Genomic DNA, 20,910 nt, shown 5'->3' on the forward strand with positions numbered 1-20,910 from the left:
CCGCCGGGCCGGCCGCGATCCAGCGGGCCCGCCGCTACGACCTCGCCGACCCGTACGCCTCGCAGCGGCTCGCGCCGATCGTCGCCGCGTACCTGCGCTGGCCGCCGGGCCGGCAGCTGCCGCCGGACCGGGTCACCGCTGGCGCCGGTGCCACCGGCCTGCTGCACGCGCTGGCCCGGCTGGGCGACGGCGGCACCGTCCTGGTCGACCTGGCCGGCCATCCGGAACTGCCCGGCGCCACCGGTGGCCAGGTCCGGGCCACGTCGCTGCGCGACCCGGCGGACGCGGTGGCCGCCGTGACCCACCACCGGCCGGTGCTGACCGTCGTCGACCGGCCCGGCCTGCTCGGCCCGATGTGGACCGGGGACCAGCTGCGCCGGGTCGCGCAGGCCTGCGCAACGGTCGGCAGCGTGCTGGTCGTCGACGAGACGCTGGGTGCCTACCTGCCGCCCGACCGGAGCGCCGCCCCGCTCACCGACGAACTGCCCGGCACCGTCGTCATCCGCAGCATGTCCAAGGGGTTCTGTGCCGGCGGGCTGCGGGTCGGGTACGCCGTCGCCGCCCCGGACCTGGCCGATGTGGTCCGGCAGGTGGCGCCGCCGCTGGCGGTCAGCGCACTCGCCCTGGACCTGGCCGCCGCGCTGCTCACCCAGCAGGATCCGCTGGCCGCACTGCGGGACCGGATCGCACAGGTGAAGCCGTACGTCGAGGAGCAGTTGATCGCCGCCGGTCTCACCCCGCTGCCGACCGACCCCCGGCTGCCGTGGCTGGTCCTGCCCGGCGACGATGAGGTACGCCGGATCCTGGCCGCCCGAGGAGTGCTCGCCAAGCAGGTGCCGTCGCTGGCACCCGGTGGCCCACCGGGCGCGCTGCTGCGGCTGTCGGTCCCGCTGTCCGAGGCCCGCCTGGCCGCCTTCACCACCGCGTTCGCAGCCACTTCCACCGCCGCCCCGACGGACCGCCGATGAGACTGCCCCAGCTGGTCGCGGCGGTGCACGACGGCATCGACGTCGACGCTGCCATGGTCGACGTCGCCGAGGTCGCCCGGCACGACCGCTACCAGGCCTCGGCCGGGATCCACGCCGCGGCCGGGTACGTCGCACAGCGGGCGGCGGACGCCGGCCTGCGCGACGTCACCGTGCACACCTTCCCGGCAGACGGGGCCCGGCGGTGGTGGACCTACCAGGCCCCGATGTCGTGGACCCCGGTGCGGGCCAGCCTCCGGCACGGCGGCGAGACGCTGATTGACTACCCGGCACAGCCGTACACCCTCGCGGCGTACTCGGCACCGATCCCCGCCGGCGGCGTCGCCGCACCACTGCTGCGCTGGTCGGCGATGTGCGCCGGCACCGACCCGACCGGCGCGCTCGTGCTGCTGGACGACGTCCGCGTACCGTTTCCGGAATGCGCCCGGCGGGCGGCGGCCGGCGGCGCCGTCGCGGTCGCCGCAGACCCGCTCAGCGCCCGGACCGACCGGCTCGCCGACCAGGTCGGCCGGCTGGAACTGCTGCCCGGCACGGCGTTGGCCGGCTTCAGCCTCACCGCCGCGCAGCTCGCCAGGCTCAGCGCGGCCGCCGACCGTGGCAAGGCGGTCACCGTCGAGGTGGCGGTGGCCGGGTCGACGGCCACCATGCCGGTGGTGACCGGCGTGCTGCCGGGCGACGGCAGCGGCGACGAGTTCCTGCTCTCGGCGCACCTGTGCCACCCCCGGCCCAGCGCCAACGACAACGCCTCCGGCGTCGCCGCGCTGCTCGCGACCGCCCGGCTGCTCGGTGCCCGGCCAGTCGGCGGACCGGATCTGCGTTTCCTGTGGGCACCGGAGTTCGTCGGTGTCGCCGCGTACCTGCACGATCTTGTGGGCGGCGGTGCCGTGGCGCGGCCCAGCCTGGCGGTCAACGTGGACATGGCCGGGCAGGACCCGTACCGCTGCGGCAGCTCGCTGGTGATCGAGCGGGGGCCGGACGACGTACCGTCGTTTCTGCCGGCTCTGGCCGGACGCTGCGCCGAACTGGTGCCGGCACGGGCCCGGTCCTACAGCGGCGCGGTGCCGTGCGATCCGGGGCAGGTGGTCACCGCGCCGTTCTCCGGGGGTTCCGACCATGCGCTCGTCTCGGATGCGCCGACCGGGTGCCCGACGGTGTCCTTCGGGCACTGGCCGGACCGGGCCAACCACACCTCGGCGGACACGCTCGACATGGTCGACCCGGCTGAGCTGCGTCGCACCGTCACGGTGGCGGCGTCGACCGTGGCGGCGGTACGCGGGCGCGCGGACCCGGCGTTGGCCGCCGACGTCGCCGACGCATGTGCCGGCTGGGCCGCCGGGCACATCCTGGCGGCGCTGCCCGGCCGGCAGCGTCCGCCGGCACCGTATCCGTACCGTGACGACGGCAGCCCGGTGCTGGACCCGGCCGGCGACGCCGCGTCGGTCCGGCGGGTGGCCCACCGCAGCGAGATCGCCGGCAGGTGTGTCAGCACGCTGACGTACGCCGGGGTGCCGGTCGGGGAGATCGTCCGTACGGCGCGCTGGCTGGCCGACGTGTCCGCCACCGCTGCCGACCGCGCGCTGTGCGTCGAGCCGTCGGCCGACGACGAGGCGTCGGGTACGGTGCTGGCCCGCGCCGCGCTCGGCCCGGTCAATCCCCGGACGCTGGCCGCCACCGACGCTGACCGCGCCTGGCTCGCCGAACGCCTGGCTGAGGATCGGGGCGGCAGCCACGCCCGCGTACTCACGCTGTTGCGAGCAGTCGACGGCCGGCGTGGCCGCCGCAGCGCGGCGTGGTGGGCGGCGCTGGCCGGCGAACTCCCTGTCTCGGTGGCGTTCGCCGACCGGGTCTTCGACATGCTGCACCGGGCCGGCTGGGTCGTCCCGGTGCCCGATCCTGAGGATCTCGACGCGGCTGAGGAGATCGATGCGACCCGTCATCCTGCGTGACCGCAACATGCGGCTGCTCCTTGCCGGTCAGGCGTTCAACATGTTCGGCAGCACGATGATGGTCATCGTGTTGGCGATCTGGATGAAGGACCTCACCGGATCCACCAGCGCCGCCGGCCTGGTCTTCCTGCTCATGGCGATCGCCGTGCTGCTGTCGCCGTTGACCGGCCTGCTGGTGGACCGCCTGCCGCGCCGGTGGCTGATGACGGTCAACGACGGGGCGATGGCGGTCCTGATCCTGGCACTGCTGACAGTGGACAGCGCGGCCGACGTCTGGCTGGTGTACGTCGTCACCTTCCTGTACGGCTGCTCCGGGCAGATCTACCGGGCCTCCCGTGGCGGACTGCTGCACTCGATGCTGCCCGACGACAGCCTCGGCAACGCCAACGGCGTACTCAGCAGCCTCAGTCAGGGGATGCGGGTGATCGGGCCGGTCGTCGGCGCCGCGCTCTACACCACCAGCGGTATAGAGGCGGTCATCCTGGTGGACGTCGCGACGTTCGCCCTGTCCGTCGCGTCGCTGGTGCTGCTGCGCCGGCCCCGGGATCTGGTCCGGTCGGCCGCCGCCACGCAGCGGGGCTCGCTGGCGACCGAGGTCGTCGCCGGGGCCCGGCACGTGGCCCGCCATCCGGTCATCCGGCGGATCGTCGTCGCCAGCGCGGTCGCGTTCGGCGGTGCCGGCATGATCAACGTGGCTCTGTTCTCGCTCGTCAGCGATGGGCTGCAGCGTCCGACCGCCATCATCGGGATCCTCGGGGGCGTCCAGGGTGCCGGCAGCGTCGTCGCCGGTCTCCTGGTCGGTCCCGCGATGCGCCGCTACGGCGAGTACACCGTGGCCTGCGCCGGCTTCCTGCTCAACGGGGTCGGCCTGGCGGCGGCCAGCACCGCCACCCTGACCGGAGTCGCAGCCGGGGCGGTCCTGGTCGGGTTGGGGTTGCCGCTGATTCTCGTCGCCGAGGTGACCCTGGTGCAGCGGCGCACCTCCGCCGAGCTGCAGGGCCGCGCGATCGTCGCGTCTGAGGCGATCATCAATACGCCGTACGCCGTATGCATCGGTGTCGGCACCCTGGTCGTCGGCACAGTCGGCTACCGGCCGATCTACTTCGCGGTCGCTGCAGTCTTCATCCTGGTGGGGGCCGCGCTGTTGCCGTTCCGGGCCCAGACGAGCCCGCAGCGGCCGGCTGACGTCTCGCCCGTCGGCATCGCCTCATAGCAGCCCCGTGTCCTAGCCGCCGCGTGTCCTGGCGGCACGGCAGTCTCAGCGGCCCCGCCAGATCGCCAGCGGCACCACCGTCTCGTCAGGAGAGTCGGCGCCGTGCTCCCAGCTCAGGCTGGTGTCCGGCACGGGGAAGCGTTCGTCTGCGGCGATCGCGATCACCGGGCCTACCCGGTCCCGCAGTGCTTCGTCGGTGGCCACGATCCGAGCCGAGGAGCCGAGTGCCGCAGCGAGTCGGCCGCCAAACTCGCCTTCGTCGCCGGGGGCCGGGTACAGCCACCGGACCCGGCCCGCCCCGCCGGCCGGGAGCAGCCGCCGTGCCGGATCGTCCAGAGCGGCCCAGGCCCGCACCAGGTCCTCGTCCGGGGTGCACCGGACCTGGCCGTGGTCCGAGTGGCCGATGACCGTCCAGCCGGCCTGCGCCCACCGGGCTGCCCGGCTGCCCAGCTCGGCCGTCGCCGCCACGGCTCGTTCGTCGTAGCCGTGGCGGTGCAGGTAGTCGTCCAGGTTGACGTAGGTCCACAGGAGCATCGGTTGCCGCCGCCGCACGTCGCCGGCCTGCCCGCCGATCTGCTCGTCGACTTCTTTCATCGCGGCGTCGACCAGCAACGCCGGGTCGCGGGCCTGCCGGGCGAGCGTCTCCGACGGTGCAGCCGGGACGACGGTCGCGCCCCGGAGCAGCGCCTGCGCCCATGGGCCGGGTAGGTGGGCGATCTCCCGGGCCACCGCGCGGCACTGCACGCCGTCGCCTGCAGCCCGGTCGAAGATGGTCGGGTGCTCGATCACGAGTCTGGGGTCGCCGCCCGGGTCGGCCGGCCCCTGCGCCAACACCCGGCCGGTGACGGCGTACACCAGAGTGCCACGGCCGGGCACGCGATAGACCATCCCCGGTACGCCGTGCTGCGCCGGCCCGACTCCGGTCATGGCGGTCAGCCACGCAGTCGTCGACGTGCTCGGAAACGTGCTGGCCAACTTGGTCAACTCGGCGGTCCGCCAGCCTGCCGCCAGCGCCGCGTCATATGACAACCCGTCAACGGCAAGCATGATCACCCCACGGCGCGCCCGCGACAGTTCGTCGCAGACGACGTCGGGAATGTCCGCCAAGGAGGTGTACGTGGCCGACGGCACAGATCTTCTCCTCCTCCCCGGCATTGTGGATCATCGGCGCCACCGCCGCCGCCAGGCTGGCCGGCACCGACGCCACCATGTGAGGCTGAGATACCTTTCGACCGGGGCGGATTCAACCGGTCGTCGCAACAGTGGGTGTTCATGCTGCTGACGGGGCTGATAGTAGCTCGGCGAGGGCCTCGGCCGGGGTGCGGACACCGAGTGTCTTACGGGGGCGCCCGTTCAACTCGGCGGCGACAGCGGCGAGATGCTCGGCACTGTGGACAGAAAGGTCGGTGCCCTTCGGGAAGTACTGCCGCAGCAACCCGTTGGTGTTCTCGTTGCTACCCCGCTGCCACGGCGAGTGCGGATCGCAGAAGTAGATGTCGATCCCGGCAGCGATCGACACCTCGACGTGGCGGGCCAACTCCCGGCCCTGGTCCCACGTCACCGACCGCCGCAACTGCTCGGGCATTGTCCGGATCGCCGCGATCAACGCATCCCGCACCTGCACCGCGTCGCGCCCGTCGGGCAGGTGCAGCAGCATGCAGAACCGGGTCGACCGCTCCACCAACGTCCCGATCGCCGACGCCTGATTCCGGCCGATGATCAGGTCGCCCTCCCAGTGGCCGGGCACCGCCCGGTCGGCGACCTCCGCCGGCCGGTCCCGGATGTTGACCATGTCCGACAACCGGCCCCGCCGCTCACGCTCACGCCGACGCGGCCGCCGCAACGCCCGCCCCGTGCGCAGACACGCCGCCAGTTCCCGCCGCAACGCGCCCCGGCCCTGCACGTACAACGACTGGTAGATCGTCTCCGGTGAGATCCGCATGCTCTCATCGTCGGGGAACGCGGCCACCAGCCGCAGACTGATCTGCTCCGGTGACCACCGCAACGTCAACCAGTGCTGCACCACCATGTGTAGCCGCTCGTCGGCGGCCAGCTTCGCGACCTTCGGCCGTCTTGCCCGTTGCCTGGTCATCTTCTCGGCAGGTCCGGCCCGGTAGGGGCCCCGCCAACCCTTGTTGCGGGTGACCTCCCGACAGATCGTCGACGGCGAGCGACCCAACCGGGTCGCGATCGACCGCTGCGACTCGCCCCGCGCCAAGGCCAGGGCGATCTCCTCCCGCTCATCGAACGACAGGTAGCGGCCCGACGCCGCTCGAGGTCCGTTGCTCTTCACCCCACCAGCCTGGGCGAACCACCGCAGCTCAGTGGGATGGGTGACCCCGGCGTGTCGTCCCGCCTCCTCGTTCGACATCCCCAGCCGGACGGCGTCCCAGAACGCGACCCGCCGGAACCGGGGCAGTGATCTAGACATCGCAACTCCCTTGATCAACTCAGGTGTTGCGACGACCCCTTGAACCCGAGCCGGTCGAAAGGTATCTCAGCCTCACATGATCTTGATGATCCCGGCTCGGCGGGTGTAGGGGGAGGGGGCCGGTCAGGGTGAGCCGTGCGGGAGGACCCGGTAGCCGAGTTGCTGGCCGTAGGTCATCAACGGGCGCAGGGTGGGGACCAGTTCGGTCGCCTCGGTGGACCAGTGGTGTCCCCGGTTGCCGTCGAGTCGGCGGTGACGGGCCGATGTCGTCTGCCGTTGTTGGTGCAGCTCGCGTCGCAGGTGGTGCAGCCGGTGGGAGGCTGTGGACCGGCCGGAGCGCCAGTCGAGCCAGCGTAGCCACCAGTCACGTAGCATTTCGGTGATCATTTCTCTCCCTTGATCAATTGGTCGATGGTCGGGTTTCTGCGCGCCGGGGCAGTCGGTAGAGTCCGTGGCGCTGGACGAATATCTCCCGCCGTTCGGCGGCGTTGCCGTACCGGTCGATGACGTATCCGGCCAGCCAGATCCACCCGTCGTAGGTCCATTTGCGGTCGACGGCGATGACCCGGAGTCGGATGGCGCGGTCGTCGGCGAACTGGACGCTGGCTTGCCGGCCGATGATCAGCACGTCGCCGGGTTTCGGCTCCGGCGTGGCGAGCAGCCGGCTACTCACCGGGCCGATCCGCTATCGGGTAGGTCGTACGCCCGCAGTCCGGGCACCACCTGGACTTGACCTTGAATGACCACAGCCCGGCGCAGAAGCCCAGCAGCGCCGCGCCGACGACTGCCCCGATTCCTAGCATGGCCGCATCCTCCTGTCGCAGGTGTCGATGGCTTCGAGATCGAAGATGAGCGCGTCTGCCGCGTGTAGTTCCTCGATCAGGTCGTCGAAGAGGTCGCTGTGGTGTGCAGAGAGGGTTTCGTGGGCGGGGACGATGACGTGGTGGGCGTCCTCGACGAGGAGGTCATGCATCAGGCGGTCGAACGCTGCTCGACTGGTCGCGCGTTCGATGAAGACAGCGGTCAGGTCGTAGCCGTGGCTGTCGGCGAACTGCTGCATGCGTCGCTCGGCTTGGTCCACGATGGCGTTGCTCGTGTTGGCGTGCGGCGGCAGTAGGCGGATGTAGCCGTACAGCGGCAGTCTCATGGGTCTAGTTCCTCCTGCAGGGTATGGACCTGGACGCCGGTGTCTTCCAGCGCGTCGAGAAGGTGGCGCTGGACCACCGGGTGCGTGGAGAGGTGCGCAAGGCTGGGCGTGATCACGCGCCGGGCGTCGGAGCGGCCGATCTCTTCGATCAGTGCGGTGAGGGCGGGGCGGTTCAGCGCGGTGTCGTACTCATGGAAGAGCCCCGCTAAGCAGTAGCCCTCCTGCTCGGCCCAGAACTTGAGGGCGAGTTCCATCTGCCGGATGTCGCCGTCGAGGGCGTCGAGGTCCACCCGCAGGTAGCCGTACATCAGCGGCTTCACCATGGAATGCCCCCTTCGAGTCGAGCGGGACCGACGACATGTGCCTGCTCGGGCGACCCCTCGCCGGCTGCTGGGCGGTGCGGCACGCCCAGGTACCGAAGACGAGTAGAGCACTGCGTGTATCGATCTACAAGACTTCATTTAGGGCACCCAGAAGTACGTCATAGAGAGCGAAGCATGCATTGCAAAACAGGCGTACGGGTGCTTTCATCTTGAGTGACAGGGTCGCCTCACCGTGAGGCGAGGAGCGGAGGATGAGACGTGGCGGAAGGAGCGACAGGGTCAACGGTGCCGAGACGGCAACTGGGTCGCTGCCTGCGTGATCTCCGGATGCAGGCCCGGTTCACGGTCAGAGCCGCCGCCTCCGCTCTGGAGTGGAGCGAAGCGAAGATCTGGCGGATCGAGACCGGGCAGACGTCCATGCGGTCACTCGACGTCGAGCAGATGTGCCGCGTCTACGGCGCGTTGGCCGAGACGACGACATCGCTCATGGCTCTCGCCAAGGAGACCAAGAGCAAGGGCTGGTGGCTGTCTTACGCAGACATAATCAACGAGGGCTTCGACGTTTACATCGGCCTGGAGGAGTCCTGCAGTCAGTTGCGGTGGTACGAAGCCGAGCTCGTGCCAGGACTACTGCAAACCGCGGACTACGCCCGCACGCTGATCGAGGCCGACAACCCCGGCACGGAGCCGCGCGAGATCGGCCGACGGGTTCAACTCCGAATCGCTCGGCAAACGCTGCTCACCAGACCGGTCGCGGCACCGGAGCTGAGGGTGGTGCTCAACGAGTCGATCCTCCGGCGGCCGGTGGGCGGGCGGGAGGTCATGAGCGCCCAGCTGGAACGGCTGATCGCCGTGAGCGAGATGCCGAACGTGGCACTCAGGGTGCTGCCGTTCGCGGTCGGGATGCACGCCGGCATCATGTCGGGTCCGTTCGTCGTGCTGGAGTTTCCCACCAACGGCAACGGCCAGGCGACGGAACCGCCCACGGTCTACGTCGACGGGTTCACCGGTGCTCTGTTCCTGGACAAGCCGCATGAGATCGACCGGTACGAGGGAGCATTCAGCAACATCTGGGACGCCTCGCTGGATGAGCGGGCGTCGAGGCAGGCAATCAGGGACGCGATGAAGGAGATGGGCAAGTGATCACTGGCGACGTTTCAGCGGCTCGTTGGTTCACGTCGAGCCGGAGCAACGGACAGAACAACTGCGTCGAAGTGGCCGACAACCTTCCGGGACGGGTCCTGGTCCGGGACACCAAGAACCGCGACGGCGGCACCCTGGCCTTCGGCCCGTCCGCGTGGCGCTCGTTCATCGAGGTGGCGAAGCGCCACCACTGACGGCCTGACGGCTATCTCGGCGAGACAGCCGGAGAGCGCCGACCCTGCCTCGGTAGGGTCGGCGCTCCTGCATCGCGCGCCGGACGCGGTGAGTCAGGGCCGCCTGATCGCCGGCCGGGTTGGTCGGTTCGCTCTGCGCTGCGAAGGCTCCGTCATGCCGTCCGTGAGCGCGGACCCTTCGCGGAGCTGTTTACGCAGCTCAAGTACTGTTCGAGAGTGGACGTCGGTGGCGTTTGGGCTGTCGTCGTGCTCTCTCCAGGCTGACCCTTCGCGGAGCTGTTTACGCAGCTCAAGTACTGTTCGAGAGTGGACGTCGGTGGCGTTTGGGCTGTCGTCGTGCTCTCTCCAGGCGGACCCTTCGCGGACCGCTCGCTCCGCCGCAGGTCAGGAGGGGTAAAATCGGTACCCTGTCGCAGCTCTCTCGGGAGCTGCCCTTCATTGAGGCCCGGTCAGCTTGCGGATGTCGACCTGGCGGCGGCGGCCGGGTCGCAGCTCTCTCGGGAGCTGCCCTTCATTGAGACGGTGTGCATCGAGACTCCGTCTCTCTGGCACCTCACTGCCCAGGAGTGGACGTCGATCGGTGGAGATGATCCAGTGAGCAGCGCACCCAGTTGGCGTACCAGCACCTACTCCGAAGCCGGCTCGTGCGTCGAGGTGGCCGACAACCTGCCCGGTCGGGTCCTGGTTCGGGACACCAAGGACCGTAGCGGCCCGATGCTGATCTTCGGCCCGTCCGCCTGGCGCTCCTTCGTCGAGCTCGCCAAGCAGCACCACTGATCCAACATCCCAGCAGCGGGCCGAGCTCCAGAGGCTCGGCTCCCCAAGTTGGCCGGTGCCTCCGCTGGTGTCAGTCCAGTTGGGTCACGACGCGGCCGTCGGCGTCGCGGCCGACGACGGCGGTGATGTCGGAGAGGTTCATCCCGTCGCGCTCATGCTCGCTACGGGGAAGCCAGGCCGCGTACGCGCCGATCTGGCGACTTCGGGTGGCGGGGAGCCGGTGTACGGCGGCCGTGGCGGTCTGGCCGAACATGGTCACGGACACGCTGGTCACGGCACCGCGTACGGACCCGACCAGGATGATCTTCCGCTGCTGCGGGTCAAGCGGGGCGACGTACGGCATCGGCTTGGTGGGCAGCAGCGGCGGACCGACCGTGTCCAAAGCCTCCGGCGCCGGATCGCAGAAGACGAATTCGTTCTCCTTGCCCTCCCTGCGCTTCTCGTCGACGCGGGCAACGCGCACGCAGAACGAGTCTTCAGCGAGCCAGGCGGCGGTCTGCCAACCCGGTACGCGGGCATCCAACACCACGGGCTGTCCGACGGTTGGGGTCGGCGGGGGCGCCTCGGGGGCGAGAGCAGTGACAGCGCAGCCTTGCACGGCGAGTAGCCCGCCTACGACGGCCATGGTGATGGAGGGACGCATGCCGACAGTGTCGCCTGCATGCCACGGCGATGGGCGTCGCCGGGGTGGGTTCCCGGCCAGCCTGTTGTAGCCGGGAGCCGTCGAGGTGAGGCTTACGCACGTTAAAACGCGAACTTAAGGTATCTCAGCCTCACCTCGGCGCGGTGCTGAGTTGCCGGCGACCCCGCCCGAGCTGTGGCCAGGGTCAATCAGGTCGTGAATCTCCCCGCCGCCGTCGCGTAGCTCTTCGACCGCTTCGGCCAACCGCCGAGCATTGGCGAGGCTGGCCATCAGATATACCGTCTCTTCCAGCGACCCGTGCCCATGCCCCGAGTCGGCCACAGCGGCCTCGCGGCCAGGCAGGCCCGCCGTGGCAGGCAGTTCCTGCTTACCGGACTCGACGGCCTGCTCGCCACCGGATCGCTCGATGTGGGCCGCGCGAATGTCGCGCCAGCGTCCGCAACTAGTCATTGCTGCCCTTGGTTGGCTTCAGATCTCCGCCGCCTCGGCGGCCATCCTTACTATGTCTCGGTAGTCCTCTTCGGTGTCAGTGTGAGGGCTGCTGAGAATGCGACCAACCTTTTGCCTACCGACACGCTGCCTCCAGTTGGGCGGGGTGATGCAGAAAATGTGTCGTGAGTTGACTCTAAGTCATCTTGGGGCGTGTTGTTGAGTTCATAGTGAATCAACATTCACGCTCACGATCGTCCTGATCGTTTTCGAGAGAAGAGACCGGCCGCCGACCAGCAGAGCCCGGTGGTTGAGCCGAGCTGCGCCAGCCTTCCACTACTCAGGATCAGCGTCGTTTGACCTGCAGAGGGGCGGTGTAGGTGTCGCGGAGGGCGGTGAGGCGGTCGCGGCGGAACCGGCCCGGTTCGCGTCGTCGCATCCGTCGTCCCGTGTCGCTGGTGATGGTGTCGGCCGGCACCTCGTCGGCGTCGGCCGGGATGAACTTCATCGCCTCGTCGAGCGCGGCGACGGCCCGGGACAGGGCAGCCGCGGCCCGCCGCCGCTGTGCTGGATCGAGCGTGACCGGGTCGGCAGCAGCAGGCCCGGCAGCAGCAGGCCCGGAAGCGGCAGGCCCGGCGGTGGCGAAGTCGGCGGGGACCAGGGCGGCGTACCGGTCGGCGATGGCAAGCCACTCGCCGGGGTCGATGAGCTGCGACGGCTCCGGGCCACCGTACGAGAAAGCAGCGCCGGCTGACGGGCGCACCGGCTCGGCGGGCAGCAGGAACAGGAACTCCCGTGCGGTGCCACAGCCGGCACAGCTTCCCTGGTAGCGGGCGGCCAGGTCGCCATCGGCGAGCGCGACCACTTCGACCTGCGGCTCGAACCGTGCTTCACCGCAGCCGCACGGGTGCAGCTCGACGTAGAGGCGTGCTTCGGCGCTGCTGCGCGCCGCTGGCAGGACGACGCTCACAACACGCCGCCGACCGCCGCCGGCACCCCGCCATGAGCACCAACATCAACACTGGCGACGACCCCGGCAGTGGTGGACGGCGTACCGGTCGGAGCGGTGTCGGGTCGGACACCCGGGCGGACGTGGTACCGCAGCCAGTTGCCCAGCAGTTGGCGTGACGTGGCCACGATCTGCGCCTCACGGGCGTACAGGGTGGCGGTGAAGGCGTCGAGGTCGGCGTCGTCCGGGCCGATCCAGCCTTCGCGGACCAGCGCGCCGCGTCGGCTGCGGGCCAGCGCCGAAATGATGCTCGCGGTGATCTCGGGGTGGGCCTGGATCGTCCGTACGGTCGGGCCGATGGCCAGCGCCTCGTTGCGGTAGACCCGGCTGTACGCCAATTCGACGACCGCCCCCTCGACGGCCCGTGCCGGCAGTTCCTCGACCACATCGACGTGCGAGGTGAACAGGTCGAACTCGTCGGGCAGGCCGGTGAACAGCGGGTCGACCCGGCCGGCCGGGGTCAGCCGTACCGTGTCGACGCCGAACCGGCGGCCGTGCCCGCCGATCGCCGCCCGGCCGCCGATCGACTCCGCGCGGGCCTGGTGTGACCAGCAGATGTGCAGCTCCGGTACGCCGGCGGCAGCGGCGGCGCGGAAGAACTCCTTGGTCCGGGTGATCCACGGCAGGTGTTCGTACGCGGAGTGCCCGGAGCCGCCGCCGATGACCGCGTCGGCTTCGATGGTGTCGGGCAGCGGCTGCCCGTCGGCGACGTCGACGGTGACGATCTGCGTCGGGTCCAGCCCGGTCGCCTCGGCGATCCACTGCGGATAGCTGGGGAGGCCGAGGGCGGTCAGTGCGGCGCGTTCCTGGGTATTGACGAAGAGCAGTCGGATCCGGTCCCGGATTTGGTGGGGCGCGCGCGTGTGGTGGGGCACCTGCCGGAGACTACCGCCCAGGTGGAGATCATCGGCCGATCGGTCGAGGGAAAGCGCTTACTCGACCCTGTCGGGTGACAGCACATTCACTGATACTGGTCGACGTGGTGACCGAACTGTCGACCCTGGGCCGCCGTACGGTGTCGTTCGTCGCGCCGGATCCGGCGCGCACCGCCCCGATCACCTGGGGCCAGCGGGCATTGTGGATGGCGCTCCGGCGGCACGGCACCAGCCAGACCATGTTCGCCCTCAAACGGCACGTCGCCGTGCCCCGCCGGGCACGCTCCGACCCGGAGCGGGTGTACGCGGCGATCGCCGCCCTGATGGTGCGGCACACCGCGCTGCGCACCCGGCTGGAGCTGGCCGGCGACGAGCCCCGTCAACTGGTCGCCGACCGGGGTGACCTACCGGTGCTGGTGGTGCCGGCCGAATCCGGCGGCAACTCCGGCGACGCGGCGGGCGGCGGGTCGGCGGATCCGGCGGCGGTCGCCCAGCGGGTCGCCGACGAGCTGGCGGCGGAGCCGTTCGCGCACGCCGACGACTGGCCGCAGCGCGTCGCGGTGGTGACCCGCGACGGCGTACCGCATCAGGTGGTGGTGGTGTTCAGCCACACCACGGTCGACTTCCGGGCGGCCGAGCTGGTGCTGCGCGACCTGCGGCTGCTGCTGGCCCGGAGCCGGATCGACGACGCACCCGGTCTGCAGTCGGCGGACGTCGCCGACCTGGAGCAGCGGGAGAGCCACCGGCGGCGGTCGGCGCGGGCGGCGGCGTACTGGGTGGAGGTGACCCGCCGGCTGTCGCGCGACACCCGGATGCCGCAGCGGGAGCCGGCCACCCCGCGTTTCCGGCGGGGTGTCCTGACCTCGGCGGCGGCGGACACCGCGACCAGGATGCTCGCCGTACGGCACCGGACGACCACCTCGACGGTGCTGCTCGCGGCGGCGGCGCTGGTGGTCGGCGAATGCTCCGGCAACGACCTGGTCGGCATGCACACGATGGTCAACAACCGGATGCTGGACGGCTACCCGGAGGCGATCGCCAAGCTGAACCAGTTGGCCCTGGTGCCGGTCGACCTGACCGGCGACCGCCGGATGGCGTCCCTGCTGCCCCGGGTGTGGCGGGCGGCGCTCGACGGGTACCGGCACGCCTACTACGACCCGCAGGCGCTCAGCGACGCGTTCGGCGCGGCCGGCCTGCCGTACGCAACCGGGGTGAACCCGCACTGCTACCTCAACGACATCCGGCTGTCGGCGGACAGCGACCTGTTCGGCCGCGACATCGACGAGGCGGCGGTACGTGGCGCGTCGGCCGGCACCACGTTCCGGCTCGCCCAGCGGATCGAGCGGTTTACCTGGCGTACCCGGATCGAGATCGTCGACCGGCCGGACGGGTTGGGGCTGGCGCTCACCGCCGACACCACCTACTTCTCGACCGACGACATCGAGCGGTTCCTACGGGCGCTGGAGGCCCACCTCATCGACGGCGCGTTCGCGGAATAGTTGACGCAGCAACTATGTTTGGCCGGGTAGTCCGAGGGAATTCCAACCGGCCCTCGCCGCGAGGAGGAGCAGACCATGCAGTTCGGCGTCTTCAGCGTCGGTGACGTCACCGTCGACCCGACCAACGGTCGGGAGCCGACCGAGCGCGAGCGGATCAAGGCCATGGTCGCCATCGCGCTCAAGGCCGAAGAGGTCGGCCTGGACGTCTTCGCCACCGGCGAGCACCACAACCCGCCGTTCGTGCCGTCGTCGCCGACCACCATGCTCGGCTACGTCGCGGCGAAGACCGAGCGGCTGCTGCTGTCCACCGCGACCACGCTGATCACCACCAACGACCCGGTGAAGATCGCCGAGGACTACGCGATGCTGCAGCACCTCGCCGACGGCCGGGTCGACCTGATGATGGGGCGCGGCAACACCGGCCCCGTCTACCCGTGGTTCGGCCAGGACATCCGCAACGGTATCCCGCTGACCATCGAGAACTACGACCTGCTGCGCCGGCTGTGGCGCGAGGACGTCGTCAACTGGCAGGGCAGGTTCCGTACCCCGCTGCAGGATTTCACCTCGACGCCGCGCCCGCTCGACGGCGTACCGCCGTTCGTCTGGCACGGCTCGATCCGCAGCCCGGAGGTCGCCGAGCAGGCCGCCTACTACGGCGACGGCTTCTTCGCCAACCACATCTTCTGGCCGAAGGAGCACACCCAGCGGATGGTCGGGCTCTACCGGGAGCGCTTCGCCCACTACGGCCACGGCTCCGCCGACCAGGCGATCGTCGGCCTCGGCGGGCAGGTGTTCATGCGCCGCAACTCGCAGGACGCGGTGCGCGAGTTCCGGCCGTACTTCGACAACGCCCCGGTCTACGGGCACGGTCCGTCGTTGGAGGACTTCAGCTCGCAGACGCCGCTGACCGTCGGCAGCCCGCAGCAGGTCATCGACCGTACGCTGACCTTCCGCGAGTACGTCGGCGACTACCAGCGGCAGCTGTTCCTGGTCGACCACGCCGGACTGCCGTTGAAGACGGTGCTGGAGCAGTTGGACATGCTCGGCGAGGAGGTCGTGCCGGTGCTGCGGCGCGAGTTCGCGGTGGGCCGGCCGGCACACGTGCCGGACGCACCCACCCACGCCTCCCTGGTCGCCGCCGCGGACGGCAGCACAGCAGACAGTACGGCTGACGCGGACTCGGCCGCGCCGGCTGCGGTGTGACGGCGATGACCACGGGCACCGGCCGCCGTCGGCTGGCGGTCGTCACCGCCGGAGTACGCCAGCCGTCGACCAGCCGGCTGCTCGCCGACCAGCTCGCCGCGGCGGTCCGCGACGAGCTGGCCGGCCTCGGCGGGCAGCTGGAGACGACGGTGATCGAGGTACGCGACCATGCCCACGAGGTGGTCGACAACACGCTGACCGGTTTCCCGGCACCGACGTTGAAGCAGGCGTTGGACGCGGTGGCGGCCGCCGACGGACTGGTCGCGGTCAGTCCGGTGTTCAACGCCGCGTACAGCGGGCTGTTCAAGGCCTTCTTCGACGTACTGCCGGAGGGTGCGCTGCTCGACAAGCCGGTCCTGATCGGTGCCACCGGCGGCACCGCCCGGCATTCGCTCACGTTGGAGCATGCCCTGCGGCCGATGTTCGCCTACCTGCGTGCGGTGGTGCTGCCGACCGCCGTCTTCGCCGGCCCCGAGGACTGGGCCGGGGAGAAGGTCGGCGACCAGGCCGCAGACGGCGGTGGCCAGGTCGGGGCGCTGCGCGGGCGGATCTCCCGGGCCGGTCGGGAGCTGGCCGCCGAGATGCACCGCCGGGAGCCGGTACGGGTGGCCGACCCGTTCGCGTTGACCACCGACTTCGAGCAGCTGCGGAGTAGTTCGAAGCGCGGGTGAAATCTCGGACGCAATCTGGTCCCGGTGGCGGAATCGGGGTGGCAGACCTCGTGGACTGTCGATAGAGTCCGGCTCCTGTCCCGTCCACAGGAGAATCATGATGCTGAACGCAGCCGGCTGGCGCCGGTTCGGAGCCGGCACCCTGCTCGCCGGTGCCCTCGTCGTTGCCGCGGCCGCTCCGGCCGCCGCCCAGAACCCGGGGCCGGACCTGTTCGTCTCGTTCGACCGGGAGCCGGTCGCCGAGGTGGACAACTCCGGCGTCACCCTCGGCATGTACGTCTACAACTACGGCGATGCGCCGGCGAGCGACGTGACCATCGTCGTCGACGCCACCGGCGTCGACGACGCGGTTCAGCTGGCTGCGGCCTACCACCCCGGCTGCGAGATCGCCGACCGGGTCGTCAGCTGCGCGTACGGTGCCCTCGCCGCCGGATTGACCGACCACATCTACCCGGTGCGGCTGGTCAGCCGGGCCGGCGCCACGCCGGGTGACGCCGGCACCATGACCGTCACCATCAGCTCGGCCGAGCAGGACGCCAACCCGGCCAACAACACCGAGACCATCCCGGTGACCGTACTGGCCTCCGGCCCCGACCTGGTCGCCATGGTCGACGACATCAACACCACGGCGGAACCGGTCGGGCCGGGCGACACCGCCCCGCTGTACGCCGCAGTGCTCAACGAGGGTGACAGCACCGCCGACAGCTACACGATCGGGCTGGACCTGCCGACCGGAGTCGGCTTCGTCGACCAGTACACCGACTGTGACTACACCTCCTACTGGCCGAACGACCAGCAGGTGGAGGGGTACGCGTACGGCCCGAGTCGGGTCAGCTGCGCACTGACCATCCCGCTGGCGCCGGGGGAGACCCTGTTCCTCGTCGACGAGCAGGGCGAGTCGCTGTTCGACCTGTACTTCGGCAACAACCTGGCCGGTCCGGGCGAGACGAGCGGGTCGTTCGAGGCGCGGCTGGTCGCTGAGGACCCGGCGCAGGCGCAGGCACGGGCGTCGACGGCCGGCGGGAAGTCGATCAACGAGGCGCTGGCGAAGGCCCAGGCGTCGGCCGGCCGCTCGGCGGCGTCGCTCCTCGAAAAGATCGACACCGAGGAGATCGACACCGAGGACAACGTCGACTACTTCGCCGTACACACCAAGCCGAACACGTTCGACATCGCGGTGACGGCCGAGCCGGTGACCGGCGAGCCGGGCGAGACCGTCGACCTGACCTTCACCGTCGTCAACAACGGGCCGTCCGACGGCGGCGGTCCGGGCGTGACCGTCACCGCGCCGTCGGGCACCGTCCTGCTGCCGTCCGACTGGTGCTACACCGAGGGTGAGCCGGGCACCCGGCTGCCCGAGTCACCGGCGCTGCGGTGCAACTTCGAGAGCCTCTTCCCGGCCACCGCGTCCGGCGGCGGGCAGATCACCCACACCCTCCAACTGAAGATCAAATCAGCGCCGGGTACGGACGGAACGATCGTCGCCGACAGTGGCGGGCCGTCGACCGAATCCGACCCGTCGAACAACACCGTCGCCATCGTCTTCACCGGTGCGGGCGACGACCCCGACGACGAGCCGGGTGGCGGCGGGGCCGGCGACGGCGACTACCTGCCGATCACCGGCGCGCCGGTCGGCACGGCCGCCGGTGTCGGCACGGTCGCGGTGGCGCTCGGCGTCGCACTGCTGCTGCTGACCGTACGGCGGCAGACGGGCTCGAGGCCGGGTCGTCCGCCAGCGGGAGCCGGCTCTCGCACCTGAGCACGATGCGTCACACCGGCTAGGCCGTCAACATGTAAATATGTCTAGCCTTTTTAGGACACTCCGGGTCGCCGCCACCAGCGTGACGTTGGTGGCGGCGATCGCCGTCGTGCCAGCGTCCGCCGCCGCGCGACCCAGCCCGTCAACCGGCCCGTCCACCGGTGGACACGCGTCGGGCGGCTCGTCCGGCGGCGCTATCGACCGCGCCGAGCTGCAGTCCGTACTCGACGACGTGCCGGAAGCCGGCGTACCCGGCGTCCTGGCCGCCGTCCGCGACGGCCGACACGAGTGGCAGGCCGCCGCCGGCCACGCGTACGCCACCAAACCCCGCCCGATGCAGCCGTGGATGCGGCATCGGATCGGCAGCATCACCAAGACGTTCGTCGCCACCACGGTGCTCCAACTCGTCGACGAAGGCCGGCTCGGGCTCGACGACCCGATCGGGCAGTGGCTGCTCGAGACGGTTCCCGGCGAGGTGGGCGAGCAGGTCACCGTCCGGATGCTGCTCAACCACACCAGCGGCATCGGCAACTACACGAATGCGATGCTCACCTCGTACGCCGCGATCGACCAGATGCAGGTCACCACGTACCCGCCGGCGGACCTGGTCGCGACGGGCCTGGCGATGCCGCGCACCAACCCGCCCGGCGCGATGTTCAGCTACTCCAACACCAACTACATCCTTGCCGGCCTGCTGATCGAGGCGGTCACCGGCAACGACCCCACCACCGAGGTGCAGCGGCGGATCCTGCGGCCGCTGCGGCTGACCGGCACCTACTTCCCCGGCGTCGACCCGACGATCCGCGGCCCGCACGGTGGCGCCTACTTCGCGTCGTACGGTGTGCGTGACCTCGGCGAGTTCAACATGAGCTGGGCGTGGACCGCCGGCGAGATGATCGCCACCACCGCCGACCTGAACACGTTCTACCGGGCGCTGCTCGGCGGTGAACTGCTCGACGCGGACACCCTCGACGAGATGCTCACCACGGTCCCGTTCGACCCGTCCGCACCGCAGTTCGGCGGCTACGGGCTCGGCATCTACTCGGCGCCGCTGCCGTGCGGCGAGTTCTGGGGACACGACGGTGCGGTGCTCGGTCACCTGACGATCTCGCTGCACAGCCGGGACGGCACACGCCAGCTGTCCACCGGCATCAATCTAAGCCACTACAACATCGGGTTCCCGGACGCGCATCCGGTAGACGTCGCCTGGCAGACGCTGCTGCTGACCGCGCTCTGCCCGACCGACGCGTCGGCGAGCCGGTCCACCGGTGCGGCCCAGCTGCCGCCCAGCGTGACCCGGCTGCCCGGCAACGCGGGGCCGGTACCGGTCGGATAGCCGTACGGCGACCGCTGGCCGTGGTCCCGGTTGCGCCGTCCGGCGCGCCGGGACCACGCGGCGGCCCTGCGCCGCTTCCGCGCTCACTTGCTGACTTCAAGTCAGCGATGCGGCAGGAGGGTCAGTACCTGGGTGCGGTCGAGCAACGAGTCCTCGGCGGCGCCCGCGTTGAGCTGGTGGTAGCTGACGACCGGTTCGAGCCGGTCGAAGGCGCAGTGGCCCCTGCCCGGGTCACCCACCAGCACCTGCACGCCCCGGTCGGCGAGCCGGCTGAGGAACGGCAGCACCCGGGTGGCGAGTTCGGCGTTGTACAACGCGTCGCCGGCCAGCACCAGGTCCACCTCGGTCACGGTGCCGTCGAGCAGGTCGTCGACGGTGGTGGTGAGCCGGGCGTCGTTGACCACGGCGTTGAGCGCTATCGCCGTCGCGGCGTACGGATCGATGTCGTTGGCGGTGACCGTCGCCGCACCCGCCATTGCCGCCGCGATGGCGACCAGCCCGGAGCCGGAGGCGACATCGAGCACCCGCCGCCCGGCGACCAGGCCGGGGTTGTCCAGCAGGTAGCGGGCCAGTGCCTGACCGCCGGCCCACGCCGAGGCCCAGTACGGCGGCGGTAGCCGCCGGCCGGCGGCAGCCTCCAACCGGGCCCAGAGCAGCGTCGGATCGTCGGCGAGGAACAGCTGGATCTCCGCCGCGAGCGGCACCCTGGTCAGTCGGAGCTGGTCAGCTCCGCCGCTGTCGGTGCCGGCGGCGTCGTCGAAGAGTTGCCGTTGGAGGGGATCCGGTGCCAGCCCGCCCTGGGACGACGCCGTCAACGGTCGCGTCCCAAGGGACGGGGACAACCTCAGATCACCCGGATGTTGGCCGCCTGCAGGCCCTTCTGGCCCTGCTCGACGTCGAACTCCACCCGCTGGTTCTCTTCGAGGGTACGGAAACCGCTGGACGCGATCGCGGTGAAGTGGGCGAAGACGTCAGCTTCCCCGCTGTCCTGGGTGATGAAGCCGAAACCCTTGTCAGCGTTGAACCACTTCACGGTGCCGATTGCCATGTCTGCTCCTAGCCGGTGACGGGTCCGCGACATGCGGACCTCTGCTGCCGCACTCATCAATCTCCGTCCGGAGAGACCGGCAGAATCTGCCAATGCCCGGCTGCTGCCGGCTGCGATCAGGCAGGCGGCATGAAGAAATCAACTGCAACGCGGCAAACCTAGCATGTCGAGGGGTACGAGTGCCCCGCCCTCGCCGGTGGCGGAGGGGGGAAAACAGAAAACATGCTTTCCGCCCACCCCCCAAACCACAAAAAACAAACAAGTGGAGGGGGGGGGGG

At 70.4% G+C, this 20,910-nt stretch carries 22 protein-coding genes and 1 pseudogene; 11 read left to right on the forward strand and 12 right to left on the reverse strand.

Translation table 11 applies throughout. The annotated features are described in order from the left end of the window. The 3 genes from ACXAHD_RS23745 to ACXAHD_RS23755 all read left to right on the forward strand — a co-directional run. A partial coding sequence (locus ACXAHD_RS23745; protein WP_475053270.1) for an aminotransferase class I/II-fold pyridoxal phosphate-dependent enzyme occupies positions 1-968 on the forward strand: 968 nt, incomplete at its 5' end. Further along, complete coding sequence (locus ACXAHD_RS23750) at positions 965-2,932, forward strand: DUF4910 domain-containing protein (protein ID WP_281552630.1); 1,968 nt, start codon at positions 965-967, stop codon at positions 2,930-2,932. The genes ACXAHD_RS23745 and ACXAHD_RS23750, both read left to right, overlap by 4 nt. Then, the gene (locus ACXAHD_RS23755) at positions 2,910-4,145 is read left to right on the forward strand and encodes an MFS transporter (RefSeq protein ID WP_281552631.1); all 1,236 of its coding nucleotides are present in this window, start codon (positions 2,910-2,912) and stop codon (positions 4,143-4,145) included. The genes ACXAHD_RS23750 and ACXAHD_RS23755 overlap by 23 nt, the downstream gene beginning before the upstream one ends. 45 nt (positions 4,146-4,190) lie before the next feature. Here the strand turns inward: ACXAHD_RS23755 and ACXAHD_RS23760 are convergent, their stop codons facing one another. The 6 genes from ACXAHD_RS23760 to ACXAHD_RS23785 form a co-directional block, all read right to left on the reverse strand. Then, positions 4,191-5,276: an alkaline phosphatase family protein gene (locus tag ACXAHD_RS23760; protein WP_475053276.1), complete on the reverse strand. Its 1,086-nt coding sequence runs from the start codon at positions 5,274-5,276 to the stop codon at positions 4,191-4,193. A gap of 139 nt (positions 5,277-5,415) precedes the next feature. Continuing rightward, on the reverse strand, positions 5,416-6,576 hold the full coding sequence (locus ACXAHD_RS23765) for an IS30 family transposase (protein WP_281552633.1): 1,161 nt from the start codon (positions 6,574-6,576) through the stop codon (positions 5,416-5,418). 123 nt (positions 6,577-6,699) lie between these two features. After that, positions 6,700-6,963, reverse strand: coding sequence for a hypothetical protein (locus ACXAHD_RS23770; protein ID WP_281552634.1), 264 nt, complete (start codon positions 6,961-6,963; stop codon positions 6,700-6,702). A 13-nt stretch (positions 6,964-6,976) separates the two neighbouring features. Beyond that, positions 6,977-7,249 (reverse strand): hypothetical protein, encoded by a 273-nt coding sequence (locus tag ACXAHD_RS23775; RefSeq protein WP_281552635.1) that lies wholly within the window; start codon positions 7,247-7,249, stop codon positions 6,977-6,979. 123 nt (positions 7,250-7,372) lie between these two features. Beyond that, a complete protein-coding gene (locus tag ACXAHD_RS23780; protein WP_281552636.1) occupies positions 7,373-7,723 on the reverse strand; it encodes a serine integrase family protein in 351 nt (116 codons plus the stop codon). Further along, positions 7,720-8,046 (reverse strand): recombinase family protein, encoded by a 327-nt coding sequence (locus tag ACXAHD_RS23785; protein ID WP_281552637.1) that lies wholly within the window; start codon positions 8,044-8,046, stop codon positions 7,720-7,722. Before ACXAHD_RS23785 ends, ACXAHD_RS23780 begins: the two co-directional genes overlap by 4 nt. Before the next feature lie 285 nt (positions 8,047-8,331). Between ACXAHD_RS23785 and ACXAHD_RS23790 the strand changes: the two genes are divergently transcribed. From ACXAHD_RS23790 to ACXAHD_RS23800, 3 genes are all read left to right on the forward strand, one after another. After that, the gene (locus ACXAHD_RS23790) at positions 8,332-9,189 is read left to right on the forward strand and encodes a helix-turn-helix domain-containing protein (RefSeq protein ID WP_281552638.1); all 858 of its coding nucleotides are present in this window, start codon (positions 8,332-8,334) and stop codon (positions 9,187-9,189) included. Next, positions 9,186-9,383, forward strand: a complete 198-nt coding sequence (locus ACXAHD_RS23795) for a DUF397 domain-containing protein (protein WP_281552639.1) — start codon at positions 9,186-9,188, stop codon at positions 9,381-9,383. Before ACXAHD_RS23790 ends, ACXAHD_RS23795 begins: the two co-directional genes overlap by 4 nt. Before the next feature lie 594 nt (positions 9,384-9,977). After that, a complete protein-coding gene (locus ACXAHD_RS23800; RefSeq protein WP_281552640.1) occupies positions 9,978-10,160 on the forward strand; it encodes a DUF397 domain-containing protein in 183 nt (60 codons plus the stop codon). A 70-nt stretch (positions 10,161-10,230) separates the two neighbouring features. Here the strand turns inward: ACXAHD_RS23800 and ACXAHD_RS23805 are convergent, their stop codons facing one another. From ACXAHD_RS23805 to ACXAHD_RS23820, 4 genes and pseudogenes are all read right to left on the reverse strand, one after another. After that, positions 10,231-10,803 (reverse strand): hypothetical protein, encoded by a 573-nt coding sequence (locus ACXAHD_RS23805; protein ID WP_281552641.1) that lies wholly within the window; start codon positions 10,801-10,803, stop codon positions 10,231-10,233. A gap of 348 nt (positions 10,804-11,151) precedes the next feature. Continuing rightward, positions 11,152-11,253, reverse strand: a pseudogene (locus ACXAHD_RS23810) (helix-turn-helix domain-containing protein); the annotation flags it as partial. A gap of 325 nt (positions 11,254-11,578) precedes the next feature. Beyond that, positions 11,579-12,202: a hypothetical protein gene (locus ACXAHD_RS23815; RefSeq protein ID WP_475053285.1), complete on the reverse strand. Its 624-nt coding sequence runs from the start codon at positions 12,200-12,202 to the stop codon at positions 11,579-11,581. Further along, positions 12,199-13,116, reverse strand: coding sequence for a type 1 glutamine amidotransferase (locus ACXAHD_RS23820; protein ID WP_475053288.1), 918 nt, complete (start codon positions 13,114-13,116; stop codon positions 12,199-12,201). Before ACXAHD_RS23820 ends, ACXAHD_RS23815 begins: the two co-directional genes overlap by 4 nt. A gap of 104 nt (positions 13,117-13,220) precedes the next feature. On the opposite strand from ACXAHD_RS23820, the gene ACXAHD_RS23825 reads away from it, so the two are divergent. From ACXAHD_RS23825 to ACXAHD_RS23845, 5 genes are all read left to right on the forward strand, one after another. Continuing rightward, positions 13,221-14,615: a condensation domain-containing protein gene (locus ACXAHD_RS23825; RefSeq protein ID WP_281552644.1), complete on the forward strand. Its 1,395-nt coding sequence runs from the start codon at positions 13,221-13,223 to the stop codon at positions 14,613-14,615. A gap of 75 nt (positions 14,616-14,690) precedes the next feature. Further along, on the forward strand, positions 14,691-15,818 hold the full coding sequence (locus ACXAHD_RS23830; RefSeq protein WP_289211874.1) for an LLM class flavin-dependent oxidoreductase: 1,128 nt from the start codon (positions 14,691-14,693) through the stop codon (positions 15,816-15,818). 5 nt (positions 15,819-15,823) lie between these two features. Continuing rightward, positions 15,824-16,489, forward strand: a complete 666-nt coding sequence (locus ACXAHD_RS23835; RefSeq protein ID WP_289211875.1) for an FMN reductase — start codon at positions 15,824-15,826, stop codon at positions 16,487-16,489. 97 nt (positions 16,490-16,586) lie between these two features. Then, complete coding sequence (locus ACXAHD_RS23840; protein WP_475053291.1) at positions 16,587-18,248, forward strand: peptidase; 1,662 nt, start codon at positions 16,587-16,589, stop codon at positions 18,246-18,248. A 40-nt stretch (positions 18,249-18,288) separates the two neighbouring features. Next, on the forward strand, positions 18,289-19,584 hold the full coding sequence (locus ACXAHD_RS23845) for a serine hydrolase domain-containing protein (protein ID WP_475053294.1): 1,296 nt from the start codon (positions 18,289-18,291) through the stop codon (positions 19,582-19,584). Between the two features lie 101 nt (positions 19,585-19,685). Here the strand turns inward: ACXAHD_RS23845 and ACXAHD_RS23850 are convergent, their stop codons facing one another. Together ACXAHD_RS23850 and ACXAHD_RS23855 are read right to left on the reverse strand one after the other, a co-directional pair. Then, positions 19,686-20,375 (reverse strand): class I SAM-dependent methyltransferase, encoded by a 690-nt coding sequence (locus ACXAHD_RS23850; RefSeq protein ID WP_475053297.1) that lies wholly within the window; start codon positions 20,373-20,375, stop codon positions 19,686-19,688. A gap of 53 nt (positions 20,376-20,428) precedes the next feature. Continuing rightward, positions 20,429-20,632 (reverse strand): cold-shock protein, encoded by a 204-nt coding sequence (locus ACXAHD_RS23855; protein WP_123604240.1) that lies wholly within the window; start codon positions 20,630-20,632, stop codon positions 20,429-20,431. Positions 20,633-20,910 lie beyond the last annotated feature (278 nt).

This window comes from Micromonospora sp. ABR4_055 (assembly GCF_056160425.1).

Bases quoted from the DNA above. Each gene is read 5' to 3' on its own strand.
- ACXAHD_RS23750 (WP_281552630.1), top strand. From the start codon at position 965: ATGAGACTGCCCCAGCTGGTCGCGGCGGTGCACGACGGCATCGACGTC.
- ACXAHD_RS23755 (WP_281552631.1), top strand. From the start codon at position 2,910: ATGCGACCCGTCATCCTGCGTGACCGCAACATGCGGCTGCTCCTTGCC.
- ACXAHD_RS23765 (WP_281552633.1), bottom strand. From the start codon at position 6,576: ATGTCTAGATCACTGCCCCGGTTCCGGCGGGTCGCGTTCTGGGACGCC.
- ACXAHD_RS23770 (WP_281552634.1), bottom strand. From the start codon at position 6,963: ATGATCACCGAAATGCTACGTGACTGGTGGCTACGCTGGCTCGACTGG.
- ACXAHD_RS23780 (WP_281552636.1), bottom strand. From the start codon at position 7,723: ATGAGACTGCCGCTGTACGGCTACATCCGCCTACTGCCGCCGCACGCC.
- ACXAHD_RS23785 (WP_281552637.1), bottom strand. From the start codon at position 8,046: ATGGTGAAGCCGCTGATGTACGGCTACCTGCGGGTGGACCTCGACGCC.
- ACXAHD_RS23805 (WP_281552641.1), bottom strand. From the start codon at position 10,803: ATGCGTCCCTCCATCACCATGGCCGTCGTAGGCGGGCTACTCGCCGTG.
- ACXAHD_RS23830 (WP_289211874.1), top strand. From the start codon at position 14,691: ATGCAGTTCGGCGTCTTCAGCGTCGGTGACGTCACCGTCGACCCGACC.
- ACXAHD_RS23835 (WP_289211875.1), top strand. From the start codon at position 15,824: ATGACCACGGGCACCGGCCGCCGTCGGCTGGCGGTCGTCACCGCCGGA.
- ACXAHD_RS23840 (WP_475053291.1), top strand. From the start codon at position 16,587: ATGATGCTGAACGCAGCCGGCTGGCGCCGGTTCGGAGCCGGCACCCTG.
- ACXAHD_RS23845 (WP_475053294.1), top strand. From the start codon at position 18,289: ATGTCTAGCCTTTTTAGGACACTCCGGGTCGCCGCCACCAGCGTGACG.
- ACXAHD_RS23855 (WP_123604240.1), bottom strand. From the start codon at position 20,632: ATGGCAATCGGCACCGTGAAGTGGTTCAACGCTGACAAGGGTTTCGGC.